12 protein-coding genes are annotated in these 18,557 nt (G+C 42.2%); 5 read left to right on the plus strand and 7 right to left on the minus strand.

Annotation, left to right across the window (positions count from 1 at the left end; genetic code table 11):
• Positions 1–259: 259 nt before the first annotated feature.
• The 7 genes from IM509_RS17370 to IM509_RS17400 form a co-directional block, all read right to left on the minus strand.
• Positions 260–3,010, minus strand: a complete 2,751-nt coding sequence (locus IM509_RS17370; RefSeq protein ID WP_185237149.1) for a beta strand repeat-containing protein — start codon at positions 3,008–3,010, stop codon at positions 260–262.
• 385 nt (positions 3,011–3,395) lie between these two features.
• Entirely contained in the window at positions 3,396–4,142 is a 747-nt protein-coding gene (locus IM509_RS17375; protein ID WP_052276133.1) for an FkbM family methyltransferase, read from the minus strand.
• 213 nt (positions 4,143–4,355) lie between these two features.
• A complete protein-coding gene (locus tag IM509_RS17380; RefSeq protein WP_002787303.1) occupies positions 4,356–5,108 on the minus strand; it encodes a class I SAM-dependent methyltransferase in 753 nt (250 codons plus the stop codon).
• Positions 5,109–5,182: 74 nt separating this feature from the next.
• Positions 5,183–6,601 carry an FkbM family methyltransferase gene (locus IM509_RS17385; RefSeq protein WP_052276132.1) on the minus strand — a complete coding sequence of 473 codons (1,419 nt, stop codon included), beginning with the start codon at positions 6,599–6,601 and terminating at the stop codon, positions 5,183–5,185.
• A gap of 26 nt (positions 6,602–6,627) precedes the next feature.
• Positions 6,628–9,690: an FkbM family methyltransferase gene (locus IM509_RS17390; protein WP_052276131.1), complete on the minus strand. Its 3,063-nt coding sequence runs from the start codon at positions 9,688–9,690 to the stop codon at positions 6,628–6,630.
• A gap of 271 nt (positions 9,691–9,961) precedes the next feature.
• Positions 9,962–10,906 (minus strand): PhzF family phenazine biosynthesis protein, encoded by a 945-nt coding sequence (locus tag IM509_RS17395; RefSeq protein ID WP_052278406.1) that lies wholly within the window; start codon positions 10,904–10,906, stop codon positions 9,962–9,964.
• A gap of 216 nt (positions 10,907–11,122) precedes the next feature.
• On the minus strand, positions 11,123–11,596 hold the full coding sequence (locus IM509_RS17400) for a hypothetical protein (protein ID WP_052276130.1): 474 nt from the start codon (positions 11,594–11,596) through the stop codon (positions 11,123–11,125).
• Between the two features lie 211 nt (positions 11,597–11,807).
• Between IM509_RS17400 and IM509_RS17405 the strand changes: the two genes are divergently transcribed.
• From IM509_RS17405 to IM509_RS17425, 5 genes are all read left to right on the plus strand, one after another.
• Positions 11,808–13,127, plus strand: coding sequence for an aminopeptidase P N-terminal domain-containing protein (locus IM509_RS17405; protein WP_185237148.1), 1,320 nt, complete (start codon positions 11,808–11,810; stop codon positions 13,125–13,127).
• 192 nt (positions 13,128–13,319) lie between these two features.
• The gene (locus IM509_RS17410) at positions 13,320–13,886 is read left to right on the plus strand and encodes a Uma2 family endonuclease (RefSeq protein WP_052276128.1); all 567 of its coding nucleotides are present in this window, start codon (positions 13,320–13,322) and stop codon (positions 13,884–13,886) included.
• 20 nt (positions 13,887–13,906) lie between these two features.
• A complete protein-coding gene (locus tag IM509_RS17415) occupies positions 13,907–14,473 on the plus strand; it encodes a Uma2 family endonuclease (RefSeq protein ID WP_052276127.1) in 567 nt (188 codons plus the stop codon).
• Positions 14,474–14,487: 14 nt separating this feature from the next.
• Positions 14,488–16,506 (plus strand): NAD-dependent DNA ligase LigA, encoded by a 2,019-nt coding sequence (gene ligA / locus IM509_RS17420; RefSeq protein ID WP_052276126.1) that lies wholly within the window; start codon positions 14,488–14,490, stop codon positions 16,504–16,506.
• A gap of 369 nt (positions 16,507–16,875) precedes the next feature.
• The gene (locus IM509_RS17425; protein ID WP_185237147.1) at positions 16,876–18,399 is read left to right on the plus strand and encodes a pentapeptide repeat-containing protein; all 1,524 of its coding nucleotides are present in this window, start codon (positions 16,876–16,878) and stop codon (positions 18,397–18,399) included.
• Positions 18,400–18,557 lie beyond the last annotated feature (158 nt).

The following is an 18,557-nucleotide window of genomic DNA, read 5'->3' on the forward strand; positions in this document are numbered from 1 at the left end:
AGGGGGGATCGACACCCCCCTTATCAAGGGTAGGGTTAATTCATGAATTAACCCTACTATGAGAGTTAATTCATGAATTAACCCTACTACTGCCCCCAGAAAAGCTGAAAAAGTAGGGGCAAAGGTAGAAAACGGGTTTCTCGGAGAAACCCGTTTTCTGTGCGTTACTCACAGGACGCAAAGGTAGAACCCTGGAACTGGAAAAAACCAAAAACCCCCCCCAATAAGGGGAGGTTTTTTCTAGCCGAGGGGCAGAGGATTAGATAAACGTACCAAACTGAGCGTTGCCGAAGTTGTTGTAATCCGCGGCAGTCATGGTCACGCGGGAAATGACGGTGAAAGCATCTCCCGTATTAATTTTGGCATCACCACCAGCATTAACCTGACCAAGTACCATCTGTTTGTTAGCAGAATCGTAGTAGGAGGTGAGAAAATCATCAAACGCGAAAGCAACCGTGACCTCTCCACCAGCGATGGCCTCATTAAAGCCCGCTTGGGCGGAGTTAGCGGCAACGGTATTGCCATTACCAGTAATTCTCAGGAAATTCGTAGTGAGAGTTGAATAGTCAACACTAGCACCTTGAGCCACATCACTGGTAACCACAGCATCACCAGCCAAGACAATACCACCATTAAATTGGTCGAAAATGAAACCACCATTAAGGAATGCAGAAACCTGAATCTGGTCTGTTGTGGTTGCCGTAGCGCCAGTGAGGAAATCGGTGACGGTGGTGTAGTCCTCCTGCTGATTCAGCTTACCCACAGCCCCCGCTGTACCGTCTTTGAGGCGAACCGTATCGAACCCATCCCCTAGTTTGATTTGGTCAGCACCAGCACCACCGGTGATGGTGTCTTTTCCAGCACCACCACTGATGAAGTCATTTTTATCACTACCAATCAGAAAATCATCGAAAGTGGAGCCGGTGAGGTTAATTCCCACATCGGATACCGATGGTGCGCTCATGGTTAAACCAGTGGTGCCGGCGGTTGCCTCCGTCAGGCCGGAAGCATCCAGTTTCTCGGCTTTCACTGCACCACCGATTGTCAGGCTGGAGTTACCAGTGATGGTGATGGTTTCCACCACACCAGCGGCCTGAGGAAGGGTTATCGCGCCAATAGTATGAGTACCAGCACCGGAGTTATTGACAACAAGCTTAAGTTGCTCGATCGAGCGGTTAGGCGTGTTGGTGTTATTCAGGTTGAGGTTGCCGACATCAATATTAGCCTTCTCTATTAATAAAGGAGTTCCGGGGTCATCGCCGTCGATGGTGAAGGTCAAAGAATCGTTGTTACCACCACCATTGGCTTCTACGTTGAGAGTAGCCAAGAAAGGTGTATCTTCGAAGACGTTAACCGAGTTGGCACCTGCGGCAAAGCGGATCGTGTAGTCACCGAAAGTCGGTGCGGCTAGGGTCACCGTGGTGATCTTATCACCGATTAGGTCAGCCCGGAGAGTCTTGGTAGCCGTGCCACCAGTAGATAAAGTCAGGCTTTGGATATTTTTGATGTTGGCATCGGCCGCGATAATGGTTTCTGCATCTGCCGCCACTACTACCAAAGTGTTGGCACCGTCGCCACCGTCCACTTTATCGGTAGCGGTGAAGGTACCTGCAAGGAAACGGAAAGTGTCATCACCTTTGCCGCCGACGAAATCCACTGTGCCGTTGCCCGCAGTCACGTCCAGATCACCTTCAAGGGCAGAAGCGTCCAGCTTGGTGGCGGTGTTGGGGAGAGCAGCAGCGATGAGGAGATCCTGATCTCCAGTGATGGTGATTTCCTTCGAGCCAGTGGCGGTTAGTGCCTTCACAGCGTTGGCTAGACCCTTGCTTGCGATGGAAATTTTTTCGTAACCATTGCCACCGGATACTGGGTTAAGTCCTAAGGTTAAGAACCCGATAGCAGCACCGGTGACGGGGCTATAGCGACCCACCTGATCGAGAGTTACAGCCACCGTATCTTCACTACCCGCTAGAGCGGCACCCGCAATAGTGATACCGAGTTCTACGTCAGAATTGATGGCAGTACGACTGACCGAGACTTTTTCTACCGCCGTCTGGAAGTTGCTGAGAATCAAGCCAGATGTACTATCTGATAGGTCAACATTTTTAACCCCAACAACATTAGCACCTAGTACAAATAAGTTAGCATCACCAGGTACCATAACGTCAATGTCAGTATTAACCACTTTGAGGGTCTCGATGCCCTTCATCGTCGGTAGCACCGGACCGGTATTGAGGGTGGCTCCACCGGTGTTGAGAACTGTCAGGGTGGGGTTGGTGCCGGAACCGGTGAGCTTGTCACCACTGTTGAAGGTGGCGTTAAATTCACCGAAATTATTGACCGTCGGAGCGAGGAAGCTATTGGCGGTGAGTATGTCCACACCTGCGGTGAGGATGGCACTGTTGCCCACACCAGCCGCCGCCTGGGCCGCCAAAATATTAAGGTCTTTGGCCGCAGTAACACTAGCCGCAGAGGCAGTGACGGTTTCAAGGATGCTCCAAGAGGTGTTGTAGTATTCCTCGGTAAAGCTAGTAATACCTTGCAGTTGGAACTGGGCAGCGAAATCAAGAGCTACTTCTGCCCGGTTGAGCAGGGCCTGTTGAATTGCAGGGGGCTGGAACTGGTTAAGGACGATGGGAAAATCCAGAATATTGGGGATGCCGTTGCCATCGCTGTCGGCGGGACTACCGTCGGAATTGGTTTGACCGAGCCAGTTAACCCAGTAGTCAATCTCGGCGGCATCTAAATCGGCTTCTTGTAGGCCGTAGGCATTGTTAAAGACCTCTAGAACGTACTGCTTTCTGGTAGCATCGGTGGCGGCCCCAGGGGCCGCCAAGAGGGGATAGGTTTCTTTGGCCGCATCCGAATTGGCGAAAACAAGAACCGTTTCTTCCCAGCTTAGGGATGTCAAGCTAGGGTTAGTCTGCCACAAGCTAATGTCAGAGGCTGACGGAGCTTGGGAAGCATAAAGAATATTTAACGAAGCGTACACTTCTTGACTGATTGCCATGTTTTTAATCTCAACTCCTCACGGTTATGATAATTTGAGTCCGTCCAGAGGTCGGGGGACCCTAACGGCTACTCGGATAAAATTATAACAAGTCTTTCCCGTTTGGGCAAGTAGAAATCCTGTGGACATAAAAAAGTTATTCCTTGGACAGTCTGAATGGTGGCTTGACCCCCAGTTTTTCCCGCATGAAAAACTGGGGGTAGGAAAAGCCCTCTTAAGTATGGCTCAGTTTCCCCTTCCCGAAATAGTGATCTAAGGACTGTTTAATCCTGTCCCTTGCTCTCCAACTTGGTACTTGGTCTATCGTATATCTAAGAAGAAAATAGACTGTTCTTCTTTTCCCTCGCACGGCAAGGACTAGACGGGTTAGGAAAGTCAAGCCACTCTAGTTCTCATAGTACCAAATCGGGGCAATACCGGCTTGAGTATTTACAAAAATACAATCTAATGTGGTTAGCACTCCCCCTTGATCGCGATAGGCATCGGCCACATCCCAAAGCCGAAAATTAAAGGATAATAACCAATCGGCGATTTCGGTTAAGAGGGGAGTTTTTTTGCCATAGCCCCGATAGAGCCAGCATTCGAGAAAGAGAATATCGACTTTAGGTAGGGTTTTAACGGCCCCTTTAAGTATAGACAACTCCGAGCCTTGGGTATCAATTTTGATCACTTGGGGATGGGGTAAACCAAGTCGGGCAATTGCGTCATCAATTGTTAACATTTGCACCGAGATGGGAGTGGTGGGCTGACTATCATCACCGGTTGGCAAGAGGCTACTGCTCACCACGTCCGTGGAAACATTCATCGTCACCTCGCCGCAGGTTTCACCTAGGGCGTATTTGTGTAGATGAAAGGAAGGATAGACTCGCAGAATTTCTGAGATTAATTCCCGATAGTCGCTGCTGTAGTCGATGAGGGGTTCAAAGAGATAAAATTCAGCTTCCTGCAGCACCTGTTTGATATAGTAGGACCAGCCACTATTAGAAGCACCCACATCAAAGATCACCCTCGGGGTGTAACCTAGGTTTTGTAGTCGTTTAAATACCTGTCGATCCAACTGGAGGACTTGAGGATCTAAGTCATCAAGCATTTTTTGGTAATTCTCTTTAAGTCTATTATTGTTGTGAGTCATAATCCCTACCCAATTCTGTTCTGTCTCCAACCAATAATTGTTTTTGAGCAATTAATCTATAGAGTCTAAGTAGCTGGTTATAATTAAGTTAAAAATGGATTTTAGGTTCGATCCCCCCTTAGTCCCAAGGGTTGATTCATGGTAGGGTTGATTCATGAATCAACCCTTGATAAGGGGGGTGTCTGATAATTTTTAACGCCTACCTACTTAACTCTAGATGAAGATTTTGCTGTCATCTTCATCTAGTCCCACAATTTTTTTGCCTTGATATTCACGCATACCAAAGCAGTTAAAATCTCCTGGCATAGAGGTTTTGTAGAGAGTGATTTTTTCTGAATAGTTTATCATCGATAAATCATTATGAAAATTCTCCAATAAATAACGAAGATAGTTGTCGCAGTAGTAGGGGCGAGCTAAATAACCTTTATTAAAACCACACAGGAAAATTTTCAGAGAAAAAGGAAATTGAGCGAGAAAGTTAAAAACTGCGGCTGTCACCTGGGGATAACTGGGATTAAAAAAGTCATCAATACAAATTATTCCCTCCTCACTCAAAAGCTGGTTAGCAATCTGTAAATCGTTAAAACAAGCAGAACCGGAATGGGCACCATCTATGTGGAGCCATCTACAGCTGGAAAAAAACTGGTGAAGATTAGCTTCATTTTGCCAAAAATTTTGAGATTTACATCGATAAAAATTACTGTTAGAGTGTAAATTCTTGAGAAGCTCTTGGGCTTCGTCAAACATAATCAAGTCAACTAATAGACAGGTTTCTTCTGGGTTAGCATGAAGACAAGATAAAATAGCTGATTTTCCTTTCCACACTCCTATTTCTAAAAAATTACCTTTGATATTATGGTTGGTTTGATAATTTAGTAAGCAATCCCAAGTTATGGCGGCTTGCTCCATAAAAAATCCCTCAACCGAAACTGATTGACTGACATACTCTTGAAATTTACTTGCCATAATTTTACTCTTTAATTGCTGTTTTCCATTCTAATTTGTTAGCAGATTTTAACTAAAATTCTACCAATTACAATTTAAGCTGAAAAGTAGGTGGCTGGCATAACGGAAGCACACCAAAGTAAGGCTTGATGAAAGACCTGATAATCTTGGAAAAAGAAAACATTGCCCCAGGAATTATCGAGGGAATAGGCAGAATTACAGTAATAACTAACGTCGGAACTGCCCCAAATACGATAGATAACTAGATGCCAATGATAATCTCTTTCTTTCATTGCCTTGACTAAATCTGGTAATTGATTCATCGCTCCCGAACGACCAAAGGGGAAATTTTTATCCCAAAATTCCGCAACTACCACGGGATAACGATAGTTACCCATACCTTTGATTACTTCTAAATCAAAGCCTTCTGTGTCAATTTTAACCAAACCAATATCTTTAGGTAATTCCTCGGCATCCTGGAGACTAGCTAGGGTTTTAACAGTAACGGGAATAGTATCGGTAAATACTAAACCTTCGGAAAGAGAATGCTTAGTTAAACTGCTATAAAAGCTGGCATCTTGATAGGTGTTGTCTGGGGTTTCATCGGTTGCTATATGGAGTTCTTGGGTTTGATTTTCGGAACCGAGAGCAAAGGGAAAAAGCCGAAAGTTAGGATGATCACCGAGGCGATTTTTGAGCTTATCGATTACAGCAGGAAAAGGTTCAAAGGCATAAACTTGATAACCAGCTTGTAGGAGACGACTAGAAACATCGCCTCGATTAGCGCCAATATCTACTGCAAGACGATGGGGAAGATAGGAATATAAATAAGTCATTAATTCGATGTCTAAATCTTGAAAATATTGTTGATCCGTAATGACTTTATATTTTTGAGAGTGAATATCTTCAAAGATTTGGCGGTTGTCTTCGCTGATTTGATGGAGATTTTCTTGTATTTTTTGTATGGTTCCAAAAACAGCATCACTTTGCTGTTGGTAAGCTTCATAAATTCTCTGGAAAGAATCGAGAATTATATCATTATGTTTTTGGGAGTCTAATCTCACATCGCTGGCTATTTTTTGGAAAGTGTCGAGAGTTAATTCGTTCTGTTTTTGAGATTGGCTGGCTATTTTTTGGAAAGTGTCGAGAGTTAATTCGTGCTGTTTTTGAGATTGGCTGTGATTTGTCTGGAGTTGTTCCGTCAAGACTTGAATATTTTTAATTATATCTACGGAAAACTTCAGTAAAAAAGCTTGATTTTCCAGTAATAAATCAGCCTTTCGCTTGGTTTCTGTATTTTCTTGTCGGATTTGCTCCGTGGAGTTATTGAGTTGCTCAACCTTAAAAGCTAAGGGATCAAGCTGATTAAGTTTCTCCAGTTTCTCCAGTTTTTCCAGTTTTTGGATTTGTTCCAGTTGGACATGACTGAGTGAATCAAGTTTTTCTAGAAATAAATCTTTGACTGCTTTAAATCGCTGAACTATTTTATTTTTGGCTAATAATTGTTTGATCATTTTGGCTAGTGATTAGGGAAATTGTCTTAAGCTTGACTGGGAGAATTTTCAATTTTGCGGCTAGTTTCAGGAACTAACAAATCTTGGCGAATAAAAACCACTTCCTTTTGGAGGAGTGTGCCATCAATGGGGGATCTCCATTCGCCGGTTTCGTCATAATAACGGAAACCAAGCTGATCCAAAAGATTAAGCATTTCATTGAAGACGAGAGCGTTCTGATCATAGCGAATAAAGGAGAGTTCAGCAACGACTAAATCCACCTGAGCGATAAATTCTTTGGCTCCTTCTAAGACGATATGCTCGGCACATTGCACGTCTAATTTTAATATTCCTCTGCCAGAAATTTGCTGATCTGTCGCCACCTGATCGAGGGTTTTTACCGCCACTGTAATCGTTTCATAGTTTCTAAAATCGGCGGGAGTAAGTAAGGAACTACCGTACAAATCGGGGGAAACTTGAAAACTTAACTGACCAGCTTGATTAGAGATGGCAATTTCTAGTAATTCCGCTTTAGGAATATTACAGATATAGTAATTTCTGGCCGATTGCTCGTATTTTGAGATTAGCGGATCGATGAGGATAAAGCGAGCTTCTGGGAATAATTGACTAGCGGTATGAGACCAAATACCGTGGGAAGCTCCCACATCAACCACAAAATCGGGCTGATATTTTTGCCCTCGTAAACGTCGCATGACTTGATAAACTGGCATATAGTCTTTATAAATCTTTTTGGGGACGGGTGGCTCAATAAAGTGAACTAAATCGATCGGCGATCGAGGTAAAATCGCTTCAAATCTGTCATCGGCTGCTTGTTCTTTTTCTAGGGACTGCCACACCCAATCGTTAATATCTTGATCAGAGAATTTTGCCGCTACCTTAACGGCATTTTCTCGCATTCTTTGCTGATTTTCGGGGTTAAGAACGTGGTCCACGGCTGCTGCCAAACTTTCAGGCGTATAATCACAAACCACACCAATTTGAAAGCGATTAATAAAGTTAGCGGCCGAGGTTTTATTACTGCCTAAAAGAATTACTGGGGTGTTAGCGGTGGCGAGGTTAAAAATAATCCGGCCAGGTAAACTAAGACGAGATAATTCTGTCCGATCATCTCTTTCGTCCATGGTTCCGGTGGGAACAATAACAAAGGGATATGCTTGTAGTTGTTGTCCTAGTTGTTCTTCGGGATAAAGTCCTTGGCTATAAAGTCCCCATTTTTCTAATTCTGCGGCAGATTCTTTAAGCCAATAATAGTTAGAATTGCCATACCAATCTAGTTTAATTCCTGCTCCTTGAATACTCTCTAAAAGAGATTGAAACCATTGAGGACTCCAAATGCTCCCTAATAAAGCTCCCCATTTTTCTTGACAGCGTTGGGGAGAAACTTCGGCAACTTCACTACTAATTAGACGGTGAGGAACGATCGCTGGTAGGAGCCAAAATTTGTAGCCGTACTTATTCTCGTAAGCGTCGCGGAGTTCGGGATGGGTGGCAAAACGAACGGAACATTTGCTTAAAAACTCTTTCATCAAATCATCGGATATCTCCTGAACGCAGATATTCTGATCGTCCATGATGTAGGTGGCAAGGGGAACATTAAATAATTCCTTAATAGCGATCGATGTCAGAATGTCGCTGGCATAGTAGGGGACACAAAAAACTTTTTGGACTTGATGGTGTCCGAGAGTTTGTAGAATTGATTGAAATATCGCCGGTCGCGACATTTTCTTATGGTCAAGATGGAAGCTTAAGACCCCGAATTGTTGTTCACCGCCATAGTGATTATCGGAACGGATGGAAATAATCTCGCTATCATCGGGAAAGATTCTTCTGACCAAGGCTCCTGTCCCGTGACTTTGATTGACTTCACTAGCGGTGACGATCACACTGCACTTAAGGCTATTTTTCTCGAATTGTTCAAAGCGATTATCGATGGGTTTTCCCTGTTCTAACGATCTCCAGAGCCAATCATCAAAATGATCGGCTTTTAAGCTTTTGGCTAATTTTTGACTGGAATAACGGAGCCGCAGTTGATTGCTTTCTCTTCGCAGTTTCTCTATTTCTGTTAATAGGCTTTGAGCTTTATAATCACAGACAGTTCCTAGGTCGAATTCTTTGACGAACTGAGCGGCGGCACTATCTTCACGACCAACAATAATGATCGGAGTATTAGCAACGGCGGTAATAAAGGGAATGCGGGAAGGTAAACTCAAACAGGCGAATTCGGGACGATCTTGCTCGTTTTCAGAACTGGCGGTGGGAACGATTGCAAAAGGGGCTTGACGTAAGTAGTAGATGAGAGCATCTTGGCTGCAGTAACCTTTAAAAAAGATACCATCTTGTTCTAACTCTGCTTCTTGGAATTGCAACCATTGACGATTAGGATTGCCATACCAATCTAATTTGATCTGGGATTCTCGACATAATTGCCTGAGATTTTCTAACCAAGTCTGAGACCAGATATTACCGATCAAAATCCCTCTTGCCATAGAATCGGGGACGGTAATTTCTGGGGGTATTAAATAACTTTCTACTAGGGGCGGTACAAACCAAATTTTTCTTTCGTATTTTTTACTATAGGCTTGACAAAGAGGCTGAGAAATGCCTAAAATTAGATCGCTGCTATCGATTAATTGCTTAACAATCCCATCGGCCACAGCCCTGACATAGATGTTTTGATCATCCATCAGGTAGGTACAAACGGGTACTTGAAAGAGGGCTTTTAGGGCTATGGCCACATAAAAATCTTCGACAAAGTAGGGAATTACTAGGACTCTTTTCGGTTTTAAATGAACAAATAAATTTTGGATCTTTAATAAAATTTCCCCGTAGGAACAACCTCGCACATCCAGACAAAAATTATGGACTCCAAAATCTTGCTCTCCTCCGTAGAGATTAGTGGTTCGTAAGGAGACTATCCCACTGGTATCAGGGAAAATTCTCTTTAAAAGAACCCCGACACCGTGATTCTCATTGATTTCGTTTGAAGATACTATAATATCATAACTTTCTCGGAATTTGTCGGCAAGATTATTTAAGTCGTGTAACGACAAACTAAGTTTTTTTTGTAGTTCCTGATAAGAGGTGATCATAATGATTAATTATAATAGAGTTTAACTATAGACATTCCACTGCCTCTGACAGGGTTTCCCAGAAAAACAAAGTATAACCTCGTTTTGCTTACTGCCTCGTCATTAAGATAACTGCTGTTTTTTTTCTTGGTTATCCCTCTAGAAATTTTATATTTTTCCCTATACCCTGTCAAATTTATTCTTATCCATCCCAGAAAACGGAGATTGCTCCTTGCAGGTCTTAATGTTTTAAGATTGTTCATCTCCTTTTTACTAACTTCAGTGATTGCTATCACAATGACCTGTTTATATCACTTTTTGTTTCCCCATCGGGAATTATCATCTTGCCTTGGCAGACTAGAACTGATGCACCACCCACAGAAACTTCCGTGATTGACCGGTTGTTTTTCTGAAACTTTAATTGTAAACTGCTGGGTCTGCCCATTTCCACTCCTTGGATTATCGTCCATTGATTCATCCCTTCCCTAGAAGATTCTAACCCGCCTAGATAGCCCGCTAAAGCGGCCACAGCCGAACCAGTGGCGGGATCTTCCATAACTCCCAAACCGGGGGCAAACATTCGGCCATAAATACGAGATTGGGGTGATTCTGGGTCAAAACAGCAGACAAAAAGGGAGTTAGCAGGGGATTGACCTAATAATGATGACCAGAGAGTTAGATTAACTCTGATTTTCCCCAAAACATCTCGATTTTTGACGGGGATGAATAAAAAAGGGAGACCGCAGGAAAAGGCGCGGGGGGGATAACCGGGTAGGAAATCGGCAACGCTGAGGGAAAGAATCGCCGCTAAATCATCGAGAGCATGATTATCCGTCACTAATTCCGGCAATTGTGCCACTTTTAACTCACTATAGACTGGTTTTTCCCCCTCCATGAGAATTTTCACCGGTACTAAACCGACTCCTTCCTCTAGATAAATCGTGGTTTCTTGGTGGGGGGAAATAGCAGCGATTAGGGCTAAAATATAGGCTGTGCCGACGGTAGGATGACCAGCAAAGGGTAATTCGGTACTGGGGGTGAAAATCCGGACTTTTTTAGTGCCTTGGGGCGTTTCTGGCGGAAAAACGAAGACTGTCTCCGAGAAGTTAAATTCGGCGGCGATTTTTTGCATCTGGGTGCGGGTTAATCCAGACGCTTCCGGAAAAACCGCCAGGGGATTACCGCCAAAAATGCGATCGCTAAAAACATCGGCGGTATAGTAGGAATAGGTAGGCACGCGGGGGATAGAGCAACAGTGATCGGAGAATTTTTTCATCTTACACCTATTTTCACCTCTGACCACCCTGGTGGTCTGTCTAGGGATAGATGATCCTTGTCAGTCCTGTTAGTCTCTCTATTAAGAAATAATGAAAATACAGAGTTTTTCCTAAAGATAAGGTATGTCTTGATAGGGCATTGTCTCGGAGTCTCCTAATAACTGCTATAGGCTCTACTACTTATTCGCTTCTAATCTGGCTAATAAACTGACTAACTTATCTCTGACGGAATTGTGGGTGTATTCGTCTTCAGGGTGAGGTTTTTGATGGGGTTTTTGAAAATAGGGACGTTCCCCGTATAATTGTCCCCATTTCACATCGACTCGGTGTACTAATTCATAGAGTAATTCTTGATTGTCTAAAATTTCTTCTAGGATTAACTGTAAAGCTTGAACGGGATTATCTAAATTTTGACTGACTTTTGTTAATTCTTCATCGACGATAAGCTGTAAAATTATCTGCAAAGCTCCCGAAGAATCACCTAAATTAGCGGCAATAAATTGTTTAATCTCTGTGGTAACTTGCACTAATTTGGGGACAGGAGATTCCCCTTTGAGGAAATCCGCCCCCTCTTGAGCGATAAAATCTGCTAGGGTAAACGAGCGCCTTTCGATGATATCTTGGGAAAAATCCGGTTCTTCAGGGGTCATAAACTAAAAAGATTAAGTAGCTGGTTATAATTAAATTAAAAATGGATTTTAGGTTCGATCCCCCCTGCCCCCCTTGATAAGGGGGGTGCCGATCCCCCCTTAGTCCCCCCTTAATCCCCCCTTGATAAGGGGGGCATCTGACAACTTTTAACGCCTACCTACTTAGCGATAATAGACTCTAAGACTTATTGTGACATTTTTAGGAATATCTATGGGCATCGATCGCAGAGAGTTTCAGCAGCGTCGTCAGCAGGTAATGGAAAAAATCGGCCATGGAACCGCAATTTTTCGCAGTGCGCCCATGGCGGTCATGCACAATGACGTAGAATACACCTATCGTCAGGATAGTGACTTTTTTTACCTGACAGGATTTAATGAACCGGAGGCGGTGGCGGTTTTAGCACCCCATCACCCCGAACATCAGTTTATCCTGTTCGTGCAGCCAAAAGACCCCGAAAAAGAAACCTGGACTGGCTATCTCCACGGTGTGGAAGGAGCAAAGGAGATTTTTGCTGCTGATGAGGCCTATTCTATCGAAGAATTGGAGGAAAAATTACCCCAATATCTCGAAAAAGCCGAACGAATTTATTATCATCTCGGCCGGGACAAAACTTTTAATACAAATGTTCTCAATCACTGGCAAAAATTAATCGCCACTTTTCCCCGTCGCGGCACCGGACCGACTGCTTTAGAGGATACTAATTTTATTCTCCATCCTTTGCGCTTGCTGAAAACCGAGGCCGAATTGGACAATATTCGCAAAGCAACCGCTATTTCAGCACAGGCACATAATCGCGCCAGAGAATTCACAAAAGTTGGTCACTATGAGTATCAAATTCAAGCGGAAATTGAGCATACTTTTCGCCTAGAAGGGGGTATGGGTCCTGCTTATCCTTCTATTGTCGCTAGTGGTGCTAATGCCTGTATTCTGCACTATATCAACAATAATCGCCAAGTACAAGAAAATGAGCTTTTATTAATTGATGCTGGTTGTGCCTACAATTACTATAACGGTGATATTACCCGCACTTTTCCCGTTAATGGTAAATTTACCCCTGAACAAAAAATTATCTATGAAATTGTTCTGGAAGCTCAATTAAAGGCGATTGAAGTGGTGAAAACTGGTAATCCTTATAATCTTTTTCATGACACAGCCGTGAGGACAATTGTGGAGGGATTAGTAGATTTAGGGCTATTGGTCGGCGACATTGATGAGATAATTAAAGAGGAAAAATATAAGCCTTTTTATATGCACAGAACCGGCCATTGGTTAGGATTAGATGTCCATGATGCGGGAGGTTATAAAGTTAACGAAGAAACTTGGCAAACTTTGCAACCCGGTCATGTTTTAACCGTGGAACCCGGTATTTATATCGCCCCCGATATTAAACCTGCTGAAGGACAGCCGGAAGTGCCAGAAAAATGGCGGGGTATCGGTATCCGTATCGAAGATGATGTGTTAGTTACTGCCACAGGAAATGAGGTTTTAACTGCAACAGTTCCCAAAAAAGTTGAGGATATCGAATCTTGAGTAAAAAGCTAGGTGTTAAAAATTGTCAGTTTCCCCCTAACCCTAGGGTTGATTCATGGTAGGGTTGATTCATAGTAGGGTTGATTCATAGTAGGGTTGATTCATAGTAGGGTTGATTCATGGTAGGGTTGATTCATGAATCAACCCTACCCCCCTTAAGGAGATTCAATTAAGTTTTTTCTAGAGATTATCATGATTGCTACCAAAGAAAAATTATATACCTTTGCGGAATATTTAAATTATCAGGACTCCACAGATAATAAGTACGAATTATTTAACGGAGAATTAATTTCTATGCCGCCCGCTAGTGGCTTTCATGCTTTGATACTTAGATATATATTTAAGGTGTTAGAAAGGGAAATAGAGAGGCTACAATTAGACTGGCAAGTTATGCCCGCTACGGTGGGAATTCGCACCGATAAAGCTAAATCGAGAATTCCAGACTTAATGATTTTAACTGCTGAACAATGTCAAGAGATTAGAAATATGACCACAGCAGTGATTGAATTTCCTCCCCTGTTAGTTGTAGAAATTGTTAGCCCGGGTAATGCCGATGATGACTACCGTTATAAGCGTTCAGAATACGCAGTGAGAGGCATTCCTGAATACTGGATTATCGATCCTATGGCTCTAAAAATATCGGTTTTAACCCTGATTTCGGGATTTTATGAACTGGCAGAATTTAACAACGAAGATAGGATAAAATCGGTAACATTTCCCGATTTAAAATTAACTCCTCAAATGGTCTTTGCACAGTAAAATCTTAGCTGGATACTTTTATGATTGCTACCCAACAAAAAAAATATACCTTTGCAGAATATTTAAATTATCAGGACTCCACAGATAATAAATACGAATTATTTAACGGAGAATTAATTTCTATGCCTCCCGCTAGTGGCTTTCATGCTCTAATTCTTGCCTTTCTTTATGATTATTTAATGGCAGAAATTAAAAGATTAAATCTAACTTGGAAAGTCATGCCTGCTACGGTGGGAATTCGCACCGATAAAGCTAAATCGAGAATTCCAGACTTAATGATTTTAACTGCCGAACAATGTCAAGAGATTAGAAATATGACCACAGCAGTGATTGAATTTCCTCCCTTATTAGTTGTAGAAATTGTTAGCCCCAATAATGCCGACGATGACTACCGTTATAAACGTTCAGAATACGCAGTGAGAGGCATTCCTGAATACTGGATTATCGATCCTATGTCCCTAAAAATATCAGTTTTAACCCTGATTTCGGGATTTTATGAACTGGCAGAATTTCACAAAGAAGATAGAATAATATCGGTGACATTTCCCGATTTACAATTAACTCCTCAAATGGTTTTTGCCCAGTAGCATTATTAACGATTATGACTATCCCCTTAGAAATCCAACAACGTTGCCAACAACTAAAAACAGAACTACAAAGAGCCAGTTATGCTTATTATGTTCTTGATGATCCTTTTATACCCGATAGCGTTTATGATCAACTTTATCGGGAATTAGAAGACCTAGAAAAGCGTTATCCCCAATTAATCACCCCCGATAGTCCCACCCAAAGAGTCGGAGATAAAATCTCTAGTCAATTTGTTTCTGTTCGTCATAATATTCCCCTGTATAGTCTCGAAAATGCCTTTAACCTCGAAGAATTAAATAAATGGGGCAACCGTTGGCAAAGATATGTAAATGAAACCCAAGACACGGAATATGTGTGTGAATTAAAAATCGATGGTTCCGCGTTAGCTTTAACCTACGAAAACGGCTTTTTAGTCAGAGGTGTTACCAGAGGGGATGGAGTCACTGGCGAAGATATTACCCCCAATGTGCGGACAATTCGCTCTATTCCTTTACGCTTAAATATAGACAATCCCCCGGCAATTGTGGAAGTGCGCGGCGAAGCTTTTTTACCCCTCGATACCTTTGATAAAATCAATCAAGAAAGAGAAGAAAAAAGGGAATCTCTCTTTGCTAATCCCCGCAATGCAGCAGCCGGAACCCTACGACAATTAGATCCGAAAATAGTTGATAAAAGACGCTTACAATTTTTTGCCTATACCCTGCATTTAGACGATAACCATATCACTACTCAATGGCAATCCTTAGATAGATTAGAAACCCTGGGATTTCTGGTTAATCCCCACCGTCAACTCTGTCCATCCCTGCAACAAGTGGCACAATACTATCAAGATTGGCAAGAAAAACGTCATCAATTAGCCTACATGACCGATGGTGTCGTAGTCAAAATCAACGATTTACAGCGACAAAATCGGTTAGGATTCACCCAAAAATTCCCCCGGTGGGCCATCGCTTTAAAATATCCTGCCGAAGAAGTCCCCACAGTAGTTAAAGATATTATCGTCAATGTGGGACGCACCGGCGCGGTTACACCCATGGCGGTGATGGAACCGGTACAGGTAGCAGGAACCACCGTACAAAGGGCTACTTTACATAATAGCGATCGAGTGGCCGAATTAGATATCCGCATCGGTGACACGGTAATTATCCGCAAAGCGGGGGAAATTATCCCAGAAGTGGTGAGAATCCTGCCCGAATTGCGTCCTCCCCAGACTTTACCCTTCCAGATGCCCACTAATTGCCCTGAATGTCAATCTCCCCTAGTCCGTCCGGTGGGGGAAGCGGTGACGCGCTGTGTCAATAGTTCCTGTCCGGCGATTTTGCGGGGAAGTGTAGTACATTGGGCCAGTCGCGATGCTCTCGATATTCGGGGATTAGGGGAAAAAGTGGTGATTTTGCTGATTGAACAGGGATTAGTTACCACCATTTCTGACCTCTACAGCCTCGAAAAAACGGAAATTGCCAAATTAGACCGAATGGGCGATAAATCAGCCTTAAATTTGATTACAGCTATGGCTCAGAGCAAAAATCAAAGCTGGTCGAGGGTACTTTATGGGCTAGGGATTCGCTATGTGGGCAGCGTTAACGCCAAAATTCTCGCGGAAAGTTTTCGGACTGTGGAGGAGTTAGCTAACGCCAGCGTGACTGATTTAGCTTCTGTCTATGGTATCGGTGAAGAAATCGCTCAATCGGTCTATGATTGGTTTAAAATCGCCGCTAATCGGGATTTAGTCGCTAAATTACAAGCGGCTGGTTTACAATTTGCCGCAGCAGCAAAAACCACCACCACGAAAGCGACTTTAGCAGGGAAAACCTTTGTGATTACTGGCACTTTACCAACTCTCAAACGGGAGGAAGCGAAAGAATTAATCGAAAAAGCCGGGGGGAAAGTGACGGGTTCTGTGAGCAAAAAAACCGATTATTTAGTGCTAGGAGAAGCGGCGGGTTCTAAGCTAGAAAAAGCCCTAGAATTGGGCATTACTCAGCTAACCGAAGCACAATTACTCGAATTAGTCGAAGTCGGAAAAGTCTAGTAAAATCTGGATTATTTCATCAAGATAAAAGACAAGTTCATCCTTAAAAAATATCAACCAAACTGGGCGATAAACCTGATTTAATCCAGAAACAAACTCATCAGATAAACAGTCAACTTTTAAGGACGAGAAAAGTAAAATTATATTAAGTAAATATCTCTAGTTAAGAACTTTCTGCTATTCTAAGGGATAGGTATATAGTGCTAGTCTTCACGGATATTCAAACTCTCTCTAACTTTTTATAGAAAAACATAAATATAGCGGTAAGCGCTTGAGTGAGATACAAACCAAGCTTTGCCTAGCATGGTTTATAGCTCGTGACACTGTACCTCATACGACTGCACACCGCTATAACAGGGGGTTATACTAATGATAACTTCAGAGTTGGCTTCTTTAATTATCGGCATTGAAGAAAATGTGCGACCGGAAAGTGAATATTATGGCAAGCTGGTCGAATGGCGAGAAAAATATCAAACGTGGCATTATGGAATTGGCTTATCGGACACGCATTTCTTTAGTTTGGGAAATCTAGAAAAACAAGAACTGCAACTCCTAAAAAGCCACGATATTCGTGATTTTGACCTGAGAATTATTCCTGATGTTAAATCACCCTTTGAAAGCGACGAAGTTATAGAACGACTTAAATATGCCTTAAGATGGTTAGATGATTTACCAGAAAACTCATCTCAGAAAACAATTACGGGTAAGGAATTGGCTTTCCAGATATTGACAGGCAATCCAGATTATCCCTATTCTGGAGATACAAAACTAATTCGCCCCGACCTAAGTTATGAGGATTATTTAAAGCTATTTGCACCGAAGCTTCAACATAGCAAACTTGGAGATTTTTTAGGCAATCGAAAAAATTGGCCGTACATATTCTTGTCTTTGTTTACCTTTTTAATAGTTGTTGCGATTGGTCTAATAAATGATGGTTATGGGTTCGTCCCTGATATGCCCTGGCTAAGATGGATACTTTTCTTATTATTATTCCTACTTATTCTAGCCATTGTAGCGATAGTATCGAACTGGATAGCAAATTTTAAATGGTCGGGCTTTCAGAAAAAAAGTTTTTGGGATTGGCTACAATTATTGATAGTACCTCTAATGTTAGCTCTGGGTGCTTTCTATCTGAATTCTGCAGCCGACTTTAGAGATTCTCAAATTGCACAAGAGCAGAAACATCAGGAGATTTTGACGGATTATTTTTCCAAAATGCAAGATTTAATTGTAGAGACAAAAAAAAGCAAACAAACACCCGGTTCTAAAGAATCAAATTCAGAGGAAAGGTTACTGACAGAATTTAGACCGACCGCTCAAGCTTTAACTCTCTCTGTTTTAGAACAATTAGATGGCAAACGTAAAGGAAAAGTTATCATTTATTTAGCTGAATCGCAATTAATTACTGTTGATAATAACAAGCCATATCCTCAGCCAGAAATTAACTTATATGGAGCCAATCTCAAAGGTATGGTATTAAATGATGTTGATCAAGTTGAGACGGTGAATAAAAAGCCATTAGGAGTAGTAATTGATAAAGCGGACATAACGAACTCTAATATTAAAAAAGTAAAATTATTTGAGGGTTCACAACTACGAGAATCTGATTTTAGTGAAGCGAATCTAACAGATGTTTATTTCACTGGTGCTGATATGCAGGGTGCAAAATTTATCAAGAGTCAAATGACTGATGTAGATTTATCTAATACGAATTTAACGAGTGCAAATTTTGATAATGTCGAGACAACAAAGATAACAATTTCACCAGAAACTAAACTTGATGATGCTTGTGTTACCAAAGGAGAAATTGTTTTAAACACTATACCCTTTAAGACAACTATTAAGAAATGCGAGAAAAGACTTGAGAGTGGGAGCATCTCATTTACGCGATGAGTAATTATACTTAGCCTAAAAGCCACTCTTAATCGTGTCTTGGAACGAAATAGAGGCTTTTAAAGACTGCGTACATGGAGAATTAAAACAAGAATTACCCTCGAAAAGCCTATTTTTCCACTAAGTATTTATGCTCATTGCAAAGGTGAGATGCTCCC

The sequence above is a fragment of the Microcystis sp. M31BS1 genome (assembly GCF_020245285.1).
Taxonomy (GTDB): Bacteria; Cyanobacteriota; Cyanobacteriia; order Cyanobacteriales; family Microcystaceae; genus Microcystis; species Microcystis panniformis.

Excerpts from the sequence above, each read along its gene's own strand:
- IM509_RS17380 (WP_002787303.1), bottom strand. The coding sequence starts at position 5,108 with ATGGCAAGTAAATTTCAAGAGTATGTCAGTCAATCAGTTTCGGTTGAG.
- ligA (WP_052276126.1), top strand. The coding sequence starts at position 14,488 with ATGACTATCCCCTTAGAAATCCAACAACGTTGCCAACAACTAAAAACA.
- IM509_RS17385 (WP_052276132.1), bottom strand. The coding sequence starts at position 6,601 with ATGATCAAACAATTATTAGCCAAAAATAAAATAGTTCAGCGATTTAAA.
- IM509_RS17400 (WP_052276130.1), bottom strand. The coding sequence starts at position 11,596 with ATGACCCCTGAAGAACCGGATTTTTCCCAAGATATCATCGAAAGGCGC.
- IM509_RS17390 (WP_052276131.1), bottom strand. The coding sequence starts at position 9,690 with ATGATCACCTCTTATCAGGAACTACAAAAAAAACTTAGTTTGTCGTTA.
- IM509_RS17405 (WP_185237148.1), top strand. The coding sequence starts at position 11,808 with ATGGGCATCGATCGCAGAGAGTTTCAGCAGCGTCGTCAGCAGGTAATG.
- IM509_RS17375 (WP_052276133.1), bottom strand. The coding sequence starts at position 4,142 with ATGACTCACAACAATAATAGACTTAAAGAGAATTACCAAAAAATGCTT.
- IM509_RS17370 (WP_185237149.1), bottom strand. The coding sequence starts at position 3,010 with ATGGCAATCAGTCAAGAAGTGTACGCTTCGTTAAATATTCTTTATGCT.
- IM509_RS17415 (WP_052276127.1), top strand. The coding sequence starts at position 13,907 with ATGATTGCTACCCAACAAAAAAAATATACCTTTGCAGAATATTTAAAT.
- IM509_RS17410 (WP_052276128.1), top strand. The coding sequence starts at position 13,320 with ATGATTGCTACCAAAGAAAAATTATATACCTTTGCGGAATATTTAAAT.
- IM509_RS17425 (WP_185237147.1), top strand. The coding sequence starts at position 16,876 with ATGATAACTTCAGAGTTGGCTTCTTTAATTATCGGCATTGAAGAAAAT.